The organism is Halomonas sp. ALS9 (assembly GCF_001651035.1).
In the GTDB taxonomy this organism is placed as follows: domain Bacteria; phylum Pseudomonadota; class Gammaproteobacteria; order Pseudomonadales; family Halomonadaceae; genus Vreelandella.
The window spans coordinates 529,138-543,102 of the sequence record NZ_LXRG01000054.1 but is presented as its reverse complement, the minus strand read 5'-3'; the positions used below and the strand labels follow the sequence as shown (position 1 = coordinate 543,102).

Annotated in this window: 16 protein-coding genes; 13 read left to right on the top strand and 3 right to left on the bottom strand. The window is 54.6% G+C overall.

Going from position 1 to position 13,965, the window contains the following annotated elements; all coding sequences use genetic code 11:
* The first annotated feature begins 266 nt into the window (after nt 1-266).
* From A6R74_RS04075 to A6R74_RS04045, 7 genes are all read left to right on the top strand, one after another.
* Nucleotides 267-878 carry a superoxide dismutase gene (locus tag A6R74_RS04075; protein WP_064233163.1) on the top strand — a complete coding sequence of 204 codons (612 nt, stop codon included), beginning with the start codon at nt 267-269 and terminating at the stop codon, nt 876-878.
* 251 nt (nt 879-1,129) lie between these two features.
* Entirely contained in the window at nt 1,130-1,351 is a 222-nt protein-coding gene (gene nrdH, locus A6R74_RS04070) for a glutaredoxin-like protein NrdH (protein ID WP_008956787.1), read from the top strand.
* A gap of 9 nt (nt 1,352-1,360) precedes the next feature.
* Nucleotides 1,361-1,795 (top strand): class Ib ribonucleoside-diphosphate reductase assembly flavoprotein NrdI, encoded by a 435-nt coding sequence (gene nrdI / locus A6R74_RS04065; RefSeq protein ID WP_064233162.1) that lies wholly within the window; start codon nt 1,361-1,363, stop codon nt 1,793-1,795.
* The gene (gene nrdE / locus A6R74_RS04060) at nt 1,777-3,984 is read left to right on the top strand and encodes a class 1b ribonucleoside-diphosphate reductase subunit alpha (protein WP_082906588.1); all 2,208 of its coding nucleotides are present in this window, start codon (nt 1,777-1,779) and stop codon (nt 3,982-3,984) included. Before nrdI ends, nrdE begins: the two co-directional genes overlap by 19 nt.
* A gap of 94 nt (nt 3,985-4,078) precedes the next feature.
* Nucleotides 4,079-5,050 carry a class 1b ribonucleoside-diphosphate reductase subunit beta gene (nrdF, locus tag A6R74_RS04055; protein WP_007114779.1) on the top strand — a complete coding sequence of 324 codons (972 nt, stop codon included), beginning with the start codon at nt 4,079-4,081 and terminating at the stop codon, nt 5,048-5,050.
* 48 nt (nt 5,051-5,098) lie between these two features.
* Nucleotides 5,099-5,497 (top strand): NUDIX hydrolase, encoded by a 399-nt coding sequence (locus A6R74_RS04050; protein WP_064233161.1) that lies wholly within the window; start codon nt 5,099-5,101, stop codon nt 5,495-5,497.
* A 153-nt stretch (nt 5,498-5,650) separates the two neighbouring features.
* Nucleotides 5,651-6,598 carry a LysR family transcriptional regulator gene (locus tag A6R74_RS04045; protein ID WP_064233160.1) on the top strand — a complete coding sequence of 316 codons (948 nt, stop codon included), beginning with the start codon at nt 5,651-5,653 and terminating at the stop codon, nt 6,596-6,598.
* 19 nt (nt 6,599-6,617) lie between these two features.
* Here A6R74_RS04045 and A6R74_RS04040 read toward each other — a convergent pair whose 3' ends face one another.
* Nucleotides 6,618-7,511 (bottom strand): DMT family transporter, encoded by an 894-nt coding sequence (locus A6R74_RS04040; protein WP_064233159.1) that lies wholly within the window; start codon nt 7,509-7,511, stop codon nt 6,618-6,620.
* Between the two features lie 310 nt (nt 7,512-7,821).
* Here A6R74_RS04040 and A6R74_RS04035 point away from each other — a divergent pair, with 310 nt between their 5' ends.
* Genes A6R74_RS04035 through A6R74_RS04010 form a run of 6 tightly spaced genes read left to right on the top strand, consistent with a single transcriptional unit; the run spans nt 7,822 to nt 12,760 of the window.
* The gene (locus A6R74_RS04035) at nt 7,822-8,604 is read left to right on the top strand and encodes a DUF3450 domain-containing protein (protein WP_064233158.1); all 783 of its coding nucleotides are present in this window, start codon (nt 7,822-7,824) and stop codon (nt 8,602-8,604) included.
* Nucleotides 8,601-9,983, top strand: coding sequence for a MotA/TolQ/ExbB proton channel family protein (locus A6R74_RS04030; RefSeq protein WP_240488155.1), 1,383 nt, complete (start codon nt 8,601-8,603; stop codon nt 9,981-9,983). The genes A6R74_RS04035 and A6R74_RS04030 overlap by 4 nt, the downstream gene beginning before the upstream one ends.
* 1 nt (nt 9,984) lies before the next feature.
* The gene (locus A6R74_RS04025; protein WP_007114786.1) at nt 9,985-10,527 is read left to right on the top strand and encodes a MotA/TolQ/ExbB proton channel family protein; all 543 of its coding nucleotides are present in this window, start codon (nt 9,985-9,987) and stop codon (nt 10,525-10,527) included.
* Nucleotides 10,520-10,927 carry an ExbD/TolR family protein gene (locus A6R74_RS04020; RefSeq protein ID WP_064233157.1) on the top strand — a complete coding sequence of 136 codons (408 nt, stop codon included), beginning with the start codon at nt 10,520-10,522 and terminating at the stop codon, nt 10,925-10,927. Before A6R74_RS04025 ends, A6R74_RS04020 begins: the two co-directional genes overlap by 8 nt.
* Complete coding sequence (locus A6R74_RS04015) at nt 10,924-11,691, top strand: energy transducer TonB (protein ID WP_064233156.1); 768 nt, start codon at nt 10,924-10,926, stop codon at nt 11,689-11,691. The genes A6R74_RS04020 and A6R74_RS04015 overlap by 4 nt, the downstream gene beginning before the upstream one ends.
* A gap of 4 nt (nt 11,692-11,695) precedes the next feature.
* Nucleotides 11,696-12,760, top strand: coding sequence for a hypothetical protein (locus A6R74_RS04010; RefSeq protein WP_064233155.1), 1,065 nt, complete (start codon nt 11,696-11,698; stop codon nt 12,758-12,760).
* Nucleotides 12,761-12,823: 63 nt separating this feature from the next.
* Here A6R74_RS04010 and xthA read toward each other — a convergent pair whose 3' ends face one another.
* Both xthA and A6R74_RS04000 read right to left on the bottom strand, forming a co-directional pair.
* A complete protein-coding gene (gene xthA / locus A6R74_RS04005; RefSeq protein ID WP_064233154.1) occupies nt 12,824-13,651 on the bottom strand; it encodes an exodeoxyribonuclease III in 828 nt (275 codons plus the stop codon).
* A complete protein-coding gene (locus A6R74_RS04000) occupies nt 13,651-13,908 on the bottom strand; it encodes a hypothetical protein (RefSeq protein WP_064233153.1) in 258 nt (85 codons plus the stop codon). Before A6R74_RS04000 ends, xthA begins: the two co-directional genes overlap by 1 nt.
* Nucleotides 13,909-13,965 lie beyond the last annotated feature (57 nt).

The window sequence follows — 13,965 nt, the reverse complement described above, 5'->3', positions numbered from 1 at the left end:
GGTCGGCGATCTATTTGAGATACTGCCGGAGCTTGAGAGCAAGCTGTAAGTGGTCGAGCAGCTAAGTCCTAAAAGCCGGCTTCGCCAGAAGTCGGCTTTTTTGAGCCTGGACTATTAGGTAAACTGATAATAGTTGACTAAAGTACTGGGGCAAAGAGTAAGAAAACAACACGAGTAAGAAAAACCACCTCGGTGGTTGAAAAAGCTGCGGGCTGACCGCATATAAGTAAGTGAAAGCAACGAAAGCCACTCAAGGAGATGATGATATGGCGCATACATTACCCGAACTGCCGTACGCATATGACGCTCTCGAACCGAATATCGATGCGATGACGATGGAAATTCACCACTCTCGTCACCATCAAACCTACATCAATAACCTGAACGCCACGCTGGAAGGCACAGGCCTTGAAGATGTACCCGTTGAAGAGCTGGTCGCTAATCTGGATCGCGTTCCAGAAGCCAAGCGCCAAGCCGTTATCAACAACGGTGGCGGCCACGCTAACCACTCCATGTTTTGGCAGATGATGTCGCCAAACGGTGGTGGCAACCCCCAAGGCGATGTGGCGAAAGCCATCGACGCTGAATTGGGCGGTCTGGAAACTTTTAAAGAAGAGTTCAAAAAAGCGGCTGTTGGTCGTTTCGGTAGCGGTTGGGCATGGCTATCCGTTACCCCTGAAAAGAAATTGGTGGTAGAAAATACCCTGAATCAAGACAGCCCGCTGATGCACGGCAACACGCCGCTGCTGGGTCTGGATGTTTGGGAACATGCCTACTACCTGAAGTATCAAAACAAGCGTCCTGACTATATTGCTGCGTTCTTTAACGTGGTGAACTGGGAAGACGTTGAGCGTCGTTACCAAGCAGCGATTAGCTAATATTGCTATGACCCGCTAGCCGCGCTGCTTTGCGGCGCTGTGAAAAAACCGTCCACTTTTTAGTGGGCGGTTTTTTTATTGCCGGGGATAATGCGGGGCATTAGCTGTCAATAACCTGTGGATGAAAAATACCACATATGCTTGGATTGATTTTCTTTTGGTCTATATATAGTATGCGTTGTATCTTTTAGAGGGGGCGAGCACTAGATGTGCTCTACCCGAAAAACGCCGCTATGAAAAGGAAAATAGCCATGGAAATCCAAATTTATAGCAAGCCCGCTTGTGTACAGTGCACCGCGACCTACCGCGCGCTAGACAAGCAGGGGCTTGATTACACTGTCATCGACATTACCGCTGAATCCGGTGCCCAAGAAGAAGTTGAAGCGCTGGGCTATCGCCAGTTGCCCGTCGTGGTTGTAGGCGAAGATCACTGGTCGGGTTTCCGTCCAGACCGTATTCAAGCGCTGGCTTAAGTCATCCCCATGCTGGCAAGTTGCACATTCGCGCCTGCGGCCGGCAGTTTGGTGTACTTCTCTACTAAATCAGGCAATACCCATCGTTTTGTAGAAAAGCTTGGTTTTGCCGCAAAGCGACTGCCGCTGAATCGAGACGAGCCTGTTCCACGTGTCACCCAGCCGTATATTTTAATTACCCCCACTTATGGTGGGGGGAGTGAGCAGGGGGCGGTGCCCAAACAGGTCATCCACTTTCTCAACGATACGCATAATCGGAGCCTCCTGCGGGGGGTCATTGCAGCGGGCAATACTAATTTTGGCGAAGCCTATGGCCTTGCTGGCCGCATTATCGCCAAAAAGTGCAACGTGCCGCTGCTGTATCGATTCGAACTGTTTGGCACCGACGACGACGTGGCCAACGTCCGCAAAGGAGTAGAAGAGTTTTGGAAACGACAAGCCTAGCCTCTAAAGACACAGCCTCTACAGATTTAGCCCCTAAAAATGTTGAGGCAAAACGGCCTGCGGCTACTTCTGAAGCGCGCACGCTGGATTACCACGCCCTCAATGCCATGCTCAACCTGTACGGGGCCAATGGCGAGCTACAGCTGGATAAAGATCGCGAAGCGGCGCGCCAGTACTTTTTGCAGCACGTTAACCAGAACACAGTGTTTTTCCACTCGTTAGAGGAAAAGCTCGATTACTTAGTAGAAGAGCAGTACTACGAAGCAGAAATGCTGGCCCAGTACAGTTTCGCCTTTATCAAGGCGCTGTTCGAGCAGGCCTATGCGTATAGGTTTCGCTTCCCCAGTTTTTTGGGCGCTTTTAAGTACTACACCAGCTACACGCTAAAAACGTTTGATGGCAAGCGCTACCTAGAGCGTTACGAAGACCGCGTTTGCATGGTGGCACTGACCCTGGCGCGGGGCGACGAAACGCTGGCGAAGTCGCTAGTGGATGAAATTATTAGCGGCCGTTTCCAGCCCGCAACACCCACTTTCCTGAATTGTGGTAAGCAGCAGCGCGGTGAGCTGGTGTCGTGCTTCCTGTTGCGAATTGAAGACAATATGGAGTCGATAGGCCGCTCGATTAACTCGGCCCTGCAGCTCTCCAAGCGTGGTGGCGGCGTGGCATTTCTGCTCACCAATATTCGTGAGTCAGGCGCGCCCATCAAGCGTATTGAAAACCAGTCGTCGGGCATCATCCCGATTATGAAGCTGCTGGAAGATGCCTTCTCCTATGCTAACCAGCTGGGCGCGCGCCAGGGTGCTGGGGCGGTATATCTCAACGCTCACCACCCCGATATTCTGCGCTTTTTGGATACCAAGCGGGAAAATGCCGACGAGAAAATTCGTATCAAAACGCTTTCCCTGGGCGTGACGATTCCGGATATCACCTTTGAACTTGCCAAGCGCAACGACGATATGTACCTGTTCTCGCCCTACGATGTAGAGCGTGTTTACGGTGTACCGTTTGGCGATATCAGCGTCACCGAGAAGTACCAGGAAATGGTCGCCGATGCGCGTATCCGCAAGCACAAGATTAACGCCCGGGCGTTTTTCCAGGTGTTGGCCGAACTGCAGTTTGAGTCGGGCTACCCCTACCTGATGTTCGAAGACACGGTTAATCGCGCCAATCCGATTGCTGGCCGCATTAACATGAGCAATCTGTGCTCGGAAATTCTTCAGGTGAATACGCCTACCGAGTACGACGATGACTTGGGTTATCGCCATGTTGGCCAGGATATCTCTTGCAACCTGGGTTCCATGAACATTGCCAAGGTGATGGACTCAGGCGAACTCGGCACCAGCGTAGAAATTGCCATTCGCGGTCTCACCGCCGTATCAGAGATGAGCAACCTGCGCAGCGTACCCTCGATTGCCGAAGGTAATGCTAAGTCCCGGGCGATCGGCTTGGGCCAGATGAACCTGCACGGCTATTTGGCGCGAGAGCATATCTACTACGGTTCTGATGAAGGCTTGGATTTTACCAATATCTACTTCTATTGCGTTGCCTTCCATGCGATCCGGGCGTCGAACCGTTTGGCGATTGAGCATAAGGACACCTTTGCAGGCTTTGCAGACTCTACCTATGCCTCGGGTACTTTCTTTGATAAGTACACCGACCAAGCGTGGCTGCCGCGCACTGACAAAGTGCGTGAGCTGTTTGAGCGCAGCGGTATCGCGCTACCCACTCAAGACGATTGGCAGGAGCTTAAAGCCTCGGTCATGGCTCACGGTTTATACAACCGTAACCTGCAGGCGGTACCGCCTACAGGATCGATCTCTTATATCAACAACTCCACCTCCAGTATTCACCCGGTAGCGGCGAGAATCGAGATCCGCAAAGAGGGCAAGCTAGGGCGTGTTTACTACCCGGCGCCGTTCCTGGATGAGGCGAATTTTGACTACTTCCAGGACGCTTACGAAATCGGCCCGGAAAAGATCATCGATACCTACGCGGAAGCCTCGCAGCACGTCGATCAAGGTCTATCGCTAACGCTATTCTTCCCGGACACTGCAAGCACTCGGGATATCAACAAGGCGCAGATTTACGCCTGGCGGAAAGGGATCAAAACGCTTTACTACATCCGCTTGCGTCAAAGTGCGCTAGAGGGCACTGAGGTGGAAGGCTGTGTGTCTTGCACGCTGTAATCGCAACGACGTGCTCGTTTTTGTAACCCAGCTTTTATGACCATAACCCAGCTTTGCTAGCCCGGCGGTAATGGCCGGGCTTTGAGAGAGTGATATGAATACCATGCAACGTTTATCGCGGGTTGACGCGATTAACTGGAATCGGCTCCAGGATGATAAAGACCTGGAAGTCTGGAACCGCTTGACGAGTAATTTTTGGCTACCGGAAAAAGTCCCGCTATCTAACGATATTCAGTCTTGGAACACCCTGACCGAAAAAGAAAAACAGCTGACGATTCGCGTGTTTACCGGTCTCACACTGCTGGACACCATTCAGAGTAGCGTTGGTGCACCGGTATTAATGGAAGATGCACGCACTCCTCACGAAGAGGCGGTTTATACCAACATCGCCTTTATGGAGTCGGTGCACGCGCGCTCCTACAGCTCGATTTTCTCAACGCTGTGTACCACCCGCGATGTGGACGATGCCTTTCGCTGGAGTGAAGAGAATCCCACGCTGCAGGCAAAATCTCAGCTGATATTAGAGCGCTACCGCTCGGATGACCCGCTGATGCGCAAAGTCGCCAGCGTGTTTCTTGAGTCGTTTCTGTTCTACTCCGGCTTCTATCTGCCGATGTACTGGTCAAGCCACGCCAAGTTGACCAACACCGCCGACCTGATCCGTCTGATCATTCGCGATGAAGCGGTACACGGCTACTACATTGGCTACAAATTCCAGCAGGCAATGGCAGAAGCGACACCCGCGCGTCAGCAGGAAGTTAAAGATTACGCCTACGAGCTGCTGCTGGAACTCTACGACAACGAAGTGCGCTATACCGAGTCGCTGTATGACGAGGTCGGCCTGAGTGAAGACGTCAAAAAATTCCTTCACTACAACGCCAATAAAGCGCTGATGAACTTGGGCTTCGAGCCGCTGTTCCCCAGCAGCGTCACCGATGTGGATCCGACCATCATGGCGGCGCTGTCTCCCAACGCCGATGAGAACCACGACTTCTTCTCCGGTTCCGGCTCTTCCTACGTGATTGGCAAAGCCGTTGCCACCGAAGATGACGACTGGGCGTTTTAATACCACCGGAGGTTATGGGCATTAAGTCATGGGCATAGAGGAGGGTGTATGTCAGATAGCAAAGCTAACGTATTGAGGATCGCCGCTGCCGTCGTGAGTGACCCCGACGGGCGCTTGCTGTTAGTGCGAAAGCACAATACATCTTTCTTTATGCAGCCCGGCGGCAAGATCGATGCGGGGGAAACCGCTCTAAGGGCCCTGTGCCGCGAGCTGAAGGAGGAGTTGGGCTTGCAGGTTAATGAAGACCAACTGATTCCGCTAGGCGTGCACAACGCTCCCGCTGCCAACGAGCCGGGTATGGCGCTTGAAGCGCATCTGTTTAGTTTGGTTATTGATGAGCCTGTCGAGGCAGCGGCTGAAATCGCCGAAGCAAGATGGGTAACCCGTGAAGAGGCTTGGCTGCTTCCTCTGGCGCCGCTGACAAAAGAGTACGTAGTGGTAAATTAGTGCTTATTCACCAGCTTCTTAAACGTATAGCCATGGCTCGATGCCATCACCGTTACTTGATGAGCCCCACTGCAAAACCAGTTGTCTAGTTGCATTTAATTCTCCCCAAAGCGTATAAAAGAGCATCCATGTGAGAGCAGAAGGGGGACTCTCATGACTGATGTAATAAAAACAGCGCGTAAGGCTAATTTAGACACAACGCTGTTGCGTACGCTGGTATCCATAAACGACTGCGGTGGGTTCTCTGAAGCTGCGCAGGCCTTGCACCTAACTCAATCGGCGGTTTCTCACCATGTGCGCCGGCTTGAGGAGCAGCTTGGCAATGCTCTTTTCGATGCTCATGGGCGACGAAGACGTCTTACAGAGGCTGGCGAGCTATTTCTATGGTACGCACGACAAATTCTTGCCCTCAACGACGAAGCTTTCGTTAAGCTCGGGCAGCAACGTAAGGTGGCAAAAGATATTCGCTTAGGAGTGTCAGAATATTTCGCCCAAGACTACCTGCCGATCATGCTGGCCTCCTTGCGTTTTGAGCAAGAGGGTATTCACATCATTCCTCAGTTGGGGCGATCAACAAAACTGCAGCGTAGGCTCAATGATGGTCAGCTTGATATGCTCATTGCTGTCGACAGTCCAGAAACACTGCATTCGGATATGCAAAAAGGCGTCCGGTTATCTGACCGGCGCCTTTCCTGGGTAGGTGCGCCAGGTTTTATGCTTGAATCCAGTAATGAGATTCCTATTGTTGCATTTTCCCCGCCTTGCATGCTGCGAGATCTTCAAATTAATGAGCTTAAGCAAAGTCAGTTGCTATGGCGGATAGTCTACGAGGCGCGTGATTTAGGCGATCTACTTGCAGCTGTCAAGGCGGGCCTGGGTGTGAGCGCTTTACCTCTTATCCCTTCGCAGTATGGGCTAGCCTCTCCGGTAAATTTGCAACAACTGCCTGTGTTGCCGGATGTACGAATTAGCATTAAAACTGCTGCCACCGTTGAGTTCGACCAATTTGAGTGGCTGATTCAGCTTATTCGGCGCTGCTGGGACTACCCTGCACAACAGGAAGCAGAAGCTGCACCTCTCCAAGTACCATGCGCGATGTGACTGCAACAAGGCGAAACTACTAGCGGTTATTCAGATAGACCCCGAAAGCGGCCACTGCAAAGCCAATCATGGCTAATGGGTGAAGCGTTTCGCCAAGAATCACAAAGGCCATAATGGCAGTCATGCCGGGTATGAGGTAGAAGAGGCTGGCCACTTTGCTCGCCTCGCCGCGACGAATCATGACGTAAAGCACGCTGATGGCTCCGATTGAGTTCACAAGACTCATCCAGCTTGTCGCGAATAAGAAAGTGGGCGTGACTTGGAAGTACAAATCTTCAAGAGTATGGGCTGTAATGAAAGCAAAGGTTGCAGCGACACTCAGTTGAATGAGACCTCCCGTACGTAGATCCATGCTTGTACAGAATTTCTTCTGGTAAAGCGTACCTAGCGTGATACCAAGCAGGGCGAAGAGAATCGCGATATATCCCCCAAGCGTCGTCTCTCCCAAAGAGAACTTTTCCGAAACGACCAACACAACACCTGCTAGACCAATCAGAAGCCCGATCCATTGATGTGACTTTATGCGTTCAGAAAGGAAAACGCTGGCGCCAAGTGCAACGAAAATGGGCATTGTGCCGACGATGAGAGCCGAAACCCCAGCACTCACTCCGAGATTGATTCCGGTATAGAGCCCCGAAAACTGCATTGCTTGAATCAACAGCCCGACAACCGCAATGTGGCCAACCTCCTTCCACGTTTTTGGCCACGGTGCGCGTGTTGCAACGGCGACCATAAGTAGAACCAAGGCGGCACTAGCGAAGCGCAGAAATATCATGGTGTACGGGCCGACAAAGGGCAGGGCTGCTTTGCCAGCCACGTAGCCAGAGCTCCACATTACAATGAAAAGCAAGGGCAGTCCGAGGGCTGCCACGCTTGGGCGAAAATGAGGGATCGTGGTTGTATTTGATGTCATTGGATTCTCTCCTTAGTGGGTTTGTTACTAAGGAAAGGCTAGCGATACCCAATGATTATGAATAATGAAGATTTGCTCAGGTACACTTTACGAAACGTAATAGATGGAAGGCAGGCGTGGAGGGGCTGACCACTAAGATGCCTCATAAAAAGCAAGGCAAAAATAACTGATTGTTAATGATAAATATTGTCATTTCTTCTATTAGTGGTAGGCTAGGCAGCGTGAAATATGAACGCAAATCGTTCTGATACCCAATTAGTTTCTAGTTGGGCGGTTTCCGCCGCCCGCTACTCAGTGACGGAGAGTCGACGTGCTGAACAGGCCTTTCTTTGCCTTGCGTGGATGGTGGCTAGCTGGAGTGCTGGCCAGCGGTACGCTAGTGGCAAGTGAACAAGCAGTGGCTCAAGCAGCCGAAAGTGTAGAAGCCCAGCAGGCCCAGGCAGCGCTCCAAGAGCAAATTGATGCCGCCGATGAGCAAACCCGCGAACAGTTGGAAGAGCTACGCCGTTTAGAGCGCGAAACCCGCCAGTTGAAGGCTGATAATGCCTCGTTAACCGGGCGCCTGGCGGAAGAGGCCGAACGTCAGCAGCGGCTGGCCACTGCACTGGACACGTTGGAAGAGACCCGAGCCGCGCTGCCTGTGATCGAACAAAACATGTCGGCGCAGCTTAGCCAGTGGATCGAGCGTGACCTGCCTTTTCTACGTGAGGAGCGGTTGGCGCGGGTTGAGCGTCAGCCCGATGAGCAGGGTCAAAATACCATCGAGCGGATTAATGGCCTGCTCGAAGCGTGGCGTGTTGAGCTTGACTATGGGCAGGCGATGGACAGCTGGCGTGGGCGTTTAAGTCAGGATGGCCGTGTGCGTGAAGTGGACTTCTTGCGCATCGGGCGTATCGGCTTCTATTACCTAACCCCTGACGGTCGTGAAGGCGGTGTGTGGGATGCTGAAAGCGGTGCATGGCAGCCGCTGGAAGACGAATACCTGCGTGAGGTGCGCAGTGGGCTGCGCATGGCGGAAGATCAGCGCGCTCCGGATCTATTAACCTTGCCGCTCTCGATTAGTGCCAATGACTTGCAGGGAGAGCAACCATGAGTCGTTTTAGCCTAGCGTTTAATTGCCCGCCCGTGAATCGCTTATCCCTGCGTCAGCTTGGCTATGCCTGCGTTGTATTGGGGCTGGTCGCGGTCAGTGGCGTATCAATGGCGCAAACCGAGAGCGCGACTTCGCTGCGGGAAGCCCGTGAGGCGGCTGAAGCGCGAGACCAGCAGCGGTTAATGAGCTTCCTGGATGATCAGCAGGCGCTACAGGCTGCGCTGGAGCAGGCGCGCGCCGAGCACGAAGAAGCACTGCAGCAGCATGAAACGCTAGAGGCCCAGCAGGCAGAGCAAACAGAGCAAGCCAGCGCGCTTAGCGAGCGCCAAGCAGAGCAGGGCGAAGCGCTTTCAGGTCTGCTGGCGAATCTTGCCCGGCATAGCTCTGAGATTCGCAATGCGCTCGGCGAACAGAGCTTGCTGACGCTGGAAGAAGGCTCGCTACCACCGCGTTTGGATGAAGTGGAAGTGCTTGAGCGTCACCAGTTGGAAGGCGTAGTAGATCATTTGGCAGCATTAACCGCGCGCAGCGGGCGCGCCGAGCGGCTTTCGATGCCGGTTGCCGATGCTAATGGCGAGGTGGCCACCCGCGAGTTATTGCGGTTAGGCGATTTCGCGGCCTTTACCGAGAGCGAGTTATTAGAGCGCGGTGAAGGCGATGGCAACTTGGTCGTGCTGGCGCGCACGCCCAATGCCATTGGTGGGTTGCTGGCGGATTACTACCAGGGCGAAAGCAACGTGATGGCGGTGGATCCTACCCAGGGCAGCGTGCTGGAAGCCTTGGCCCAGCAGCCCAGTCTGTGGGAGCGTTTCCAGCAGGGTGGCTATGTTGGCTACGTAGTGGTGGCACTGGGTATTCTGGGTATGATTATCGGCCTTGGCCAATACCTCTATTTGGTGCTGGTGAGCCTACGTGTTAAACGCCAGCGGCAATCCCTTGATCAACTGCGGGCCAATAATCCGTTGGGGCGGGTGCTGCTGCGTTTTGAAGGCATGGATAAACATCAAACCCCAGAAGCCCTGGAGGCGCGCTTGGATGAGGCGGTGTTGGCCGAGCTACCCAAGCTGGAGCGCAGTCAGCCAATGGTGAAGTTGCTCGCCGCCATCGCTCCGCTGCTCGGTCTGCTGGGGACAGTGACCGGGATGATCGTTACTTTCCAGGCGATTACTGTATTTGGCACCGGTGACCCACAGCTAATGGCAGGCGGTATTAGCCAGGCGCTGGTCACCACCGTGCTGGGTCTGATTACCGCCGTGCCGTTGTTGTTTGTGCAAACAGCGCTGGCAGGCCGCAGCCGCTACTTAACCCACGTGATTGAAGGGCAGGCGAGTGCGACTCTGGCGGATCACCTGGAATCTCACGCAGCCGTGGTGAATTAACATGTCTGCACTTCCTCTCTGGCTCGAACCCGTTGAGCGTTTAGTGGAGGCGGGTGGTGCGGTATTGGTCGTTTTGGCCGTCGTGGCTGTGCTGGTGTTTGCCATGGCCATGGAGCGCTGGTGGTACTACCGGATTACCTGGCGTATAGCGCGGCGCCAATTGCTGCGGCGTTGGGCGGCGCGCAGCGACCACACCAGTTGGAGTGCCCGCACGCTGCGTCAGGTATGGGCAGAGGCGCTGGTCGCCAGGCTGCGCAAACCCTTGCCATGGTTAAAACTGTTGGTCGCGTTATGCCCTTTGCTGGGGCTGTTAGGTACGGTGACGGGTATGATTAGCGTGTTCGATAGCCTTTCGTTGAGTGAGACTCATCAGGCCCGCGCTATGGCGGATGGCGTCGCCCGGGCGACGCTGCCGACCTTAACCGGCATGGCCATCGCCGTGGTAGGGCTGTTATTTATTAGTCGTTTAGAGCATGTCATTCGTCGTGAAGACCAGCGGCTGCATGATCGCTTGGCGCGGGCACTGGAGGAGAGTGATGCGTAGACGTCGTTCCATAGATGCGGCTGCTGAGAGCAATGAGGTGAATCTTACCCCCATGCTCGACGTGGTCTTTATCATGCTGATTTTCTTTATTGTGACGACCAGCTTTGTCAAAGAGAGCGGTGTCGAAATTGAGCGACCTGAATCCAGCGCCGCCACCCCGCGCCCGGATGCCCAAGTGCTTGTGGCGATTTCCCCCGAGGGTGCGGTGTGGGTCGATGGCAGTCCTGTGGATGCCCACCGGGTTGGCCAGCAGGTAGCCGATATGCTGAGTGATGATGGCTCGGTGGTTATTCAGGCGGATCGCGAATCCACGACTGGGCTGCTGATCGAGGTGATGGATCGCCTGCGCGAAGCGGGGGTTGACCAAGTGGCAGTTGCAGCGAGCCGGAGTGGGTCATGATACGCCACCTGCTATCGATACTAGGCGGCGTTGTGCTGGCGGTGGGCTTGTTCTGGCTGTTGGCCCAGCTGGTGGCACCGCCTGAGCGGGAACCCGAAAAGCTCACTATGAGTATGGCGATGACGATGGTTGAAATGCCGGAGGTCGCGCCGGAACAGGAGGCGCCCACACCGCAGCCTGTTGAAGCGGCGCCCCAGCAAGCGCCGCCGCCCATGCCAGCCCCCGAACCGCCGCCAGTCGCTGAGAGCACTATTAGCTTGCCGGAAGTGGAGCTGCCGGATGAGCCCGTTGAGCCGGTTGAAATGGATAGTGAGCTCCCCGAACTGACGGAAGTGATGCCGGAGCCCCGGCCAGAGCCCACCCCTGAACCTGCGCCTGAAGCGCCGCCCCAGGAAGCGCCCGCTGAGCCAGCGCCCGTCGCTACCGCTGCTGAGTCTAGCGAGCCCGCTGAGCGTGAAGTTGCGCCGCAAGCTGAACCAGCACCTTCGAATGAGCCAGTTAATGTTGGTCGAATCACGCCAACTAACCAGACTAAGCCCATTTACCCGCCCCGAGCCCAGCGCCGTGGTATAGAGGGGTTTGTAGAGGTTACGTTTATTATTCGTCGCGACGGCAGTGTGGATGCTTCCTCTATTCGCATCACTAATGCGCAGCCGCGTCGAGTATTTGAAGATGCTGCTCGGGAATCACTTGTTAAATGGCAGTTTGAGCCCAGCGATCAGTTGCGCAATGCCTCCCAGCGAATGGAGTTTCAGTTGAGGTAGCGTTATGAAGCATCTTTTAAGTGTTCTATTGTTGAGTGTTTGGTCGACCGCTGCCCTTGCTGGCCCTGCCTTGCAAGGCGATGTCATTGCCGATCTCAACGCCCTTCAGGCGCAGCTCCAAGATGGGGAGTTGTCCAGTGTCGTCGAGCGAGCAACTGCACAAGCCGAGCGGTTAGCGCCGGGGAACCAAGCGGATCAATGGGCTAGCGCGCTCTACCAACAATTGGCGGCAGGTGCCTTGACGCGCCAGGATCAGCACGCTGAGGCAGCGGATCGGCTGGCGATTGCCCGTGGCTTAAATGGTGTTGATGGTGCCCAGGCAGCTCGCTGGCTGCGTGAGGAGGCTTCACTGCGTCGTGCTGCAGGTCAGCGTGATCATGCCATTGAGCTGCTCAGCGAGTGGTTAGCCAATCAGCAAGATATTGATACTACGTGGCAGTTAATCCGCCTGCTGGCGCAGCAGGAGCGTTGGGAAGATGCCGCCAACTGGTTAGAGCAGGCGATTAATGAGACGCCAGAATTAAACGAAGTTCAGCAGGCCCTGGCGCTTGCTGTGTATCGCAATGCAGGGCAAAGCGATCAGGCATTAGGCTGGCTGCTGGATGGCCTGGCCGCGCAAAGTGACGCTGCCGATTGGCGCCAAGCTGCCGGGCTTGCCCAACAAGCAGGTCAGCCGGGAGTAGCCGCTGGCCTGTGGGAGACGGCATGGCAATTAGGCAAGTTAACCGAGCAGGAGGATTTTTGGCTGTTGGTTCAACTCCATCTCGCTGGCGGTACTCCCGCCCGTGCCGCCGAACATTTAGAGCAGGCGTTAAACAAGGGCGATATTGTTCGCGATGAGTCTAACCTACGTTTGCTTGCCAGTGCCTGGCGGCAGGCTAAAGACGTTGGGAAGGCTTTGAATGCTTGGCAAGCCATAGCGCTGCATACCCAAGCAGCCGCCGATTGGCGAGCTTATGGTCAGCTCGCTTACGCCTGGGGTGAGGATGGGCAAGCAAAGCAAGCCTTTGCCCGCGCCTCGTCGCTAGGTGACGATGAGGCGCAGCAGTGGCTGGCCAGTTTTAACTAAGAAAGGGCTATTTCTTAAGGGTGATGTCTCAAGGGTCATGGCTTAAGGGCGATGTCTCAAGGGCTATGACTTGAGCGTTACAGCGAAGTCGCTCCAAGTAGGCGCGTGATCAGATGGCCGCTCCATGCTGCGCAGGTCGTAATCAATGCCCGCGGCGGTAACGTGTTCGCCCAATGCGGAAGTGACCAGAATATAGTCGATACGCAGGCCGCGCTTGGGCTCTTGGTTAAACCCTTTGGAGCGGTAATCGAACCAACTAAAGCGGTCATCGCTGTGCGGATAGCAGAGCCGATAGCTATCGCTAAGCCCCCACGCTTTAATGCCTTCAAGCCATTCGCGCTCAACGGGCTGAAAACTGGTTTTGCCTTCGCGCAGCCAGCGCTTGCGGTTGGCCTCACCGATGCCGATGTCCTGATCTTCCGGCGAGATGTTAAAGTCGCCCATAATGGCTAACCGCTCGTCAGGGCGATGCTGTTCGTTAAGCAGTCGCGCTAACTGGCCATAAAAACGCTCTTTATGGGGAAACTTGGTCGGATGAGTAACGTTTTCGCCCTGAGGGAAATAGCCATTCCACATTGTCACCGGTTCGCCGTCTTCGCCCAGCAGGCGGACGCCAATCATACGGCGCTGGGCGTCTTCCTCATCATCGGGGAAGCCGTAAAACACCTCTTGGGGTGCCTGACGGCACATCAGGGCAACGCCGTAGTGGCCTTTCTGGCCGTGATAAAAAACGTGGTAACCCATGGCTTCCACGTCTGCGATAGGGAACTCGCTGTCTTGTACTTTGGTTTCCTGCAGGCCAATGACGTCAGGCTGCTGAGTGTCAATCAACGCCTGTAACTGATGAAGGCGGGCACGGATGCCGTTAATGTTGAACGAAACCAAACGCATTACGAGTTATCCCCCTGCGGTTTGTTCGCGCCGCTGTCAGTTTTGTCAGGGTGAATGGCAATATCCTGCCCGTTCTGCTGGCGGGCGAGTTTTCTTACTGCCTGTAGCTTGCGCTGCTGCTGCTTTTTCGCCACAAAACGGCGCGAAGGGGCGACTTGATCAGGGTTGTCGTGGCGCCATTTTTTATAATCTTTGCGTCGGCCGGTACGAATTGTCACCTTATCGGCCAGTGAACGAGTTTTTTTCTTACGCGTCATGTCGCGCTCCTTACGTCGATTTGACGGCTATTCTAACAGGCCTTGGGACTCCTTCGA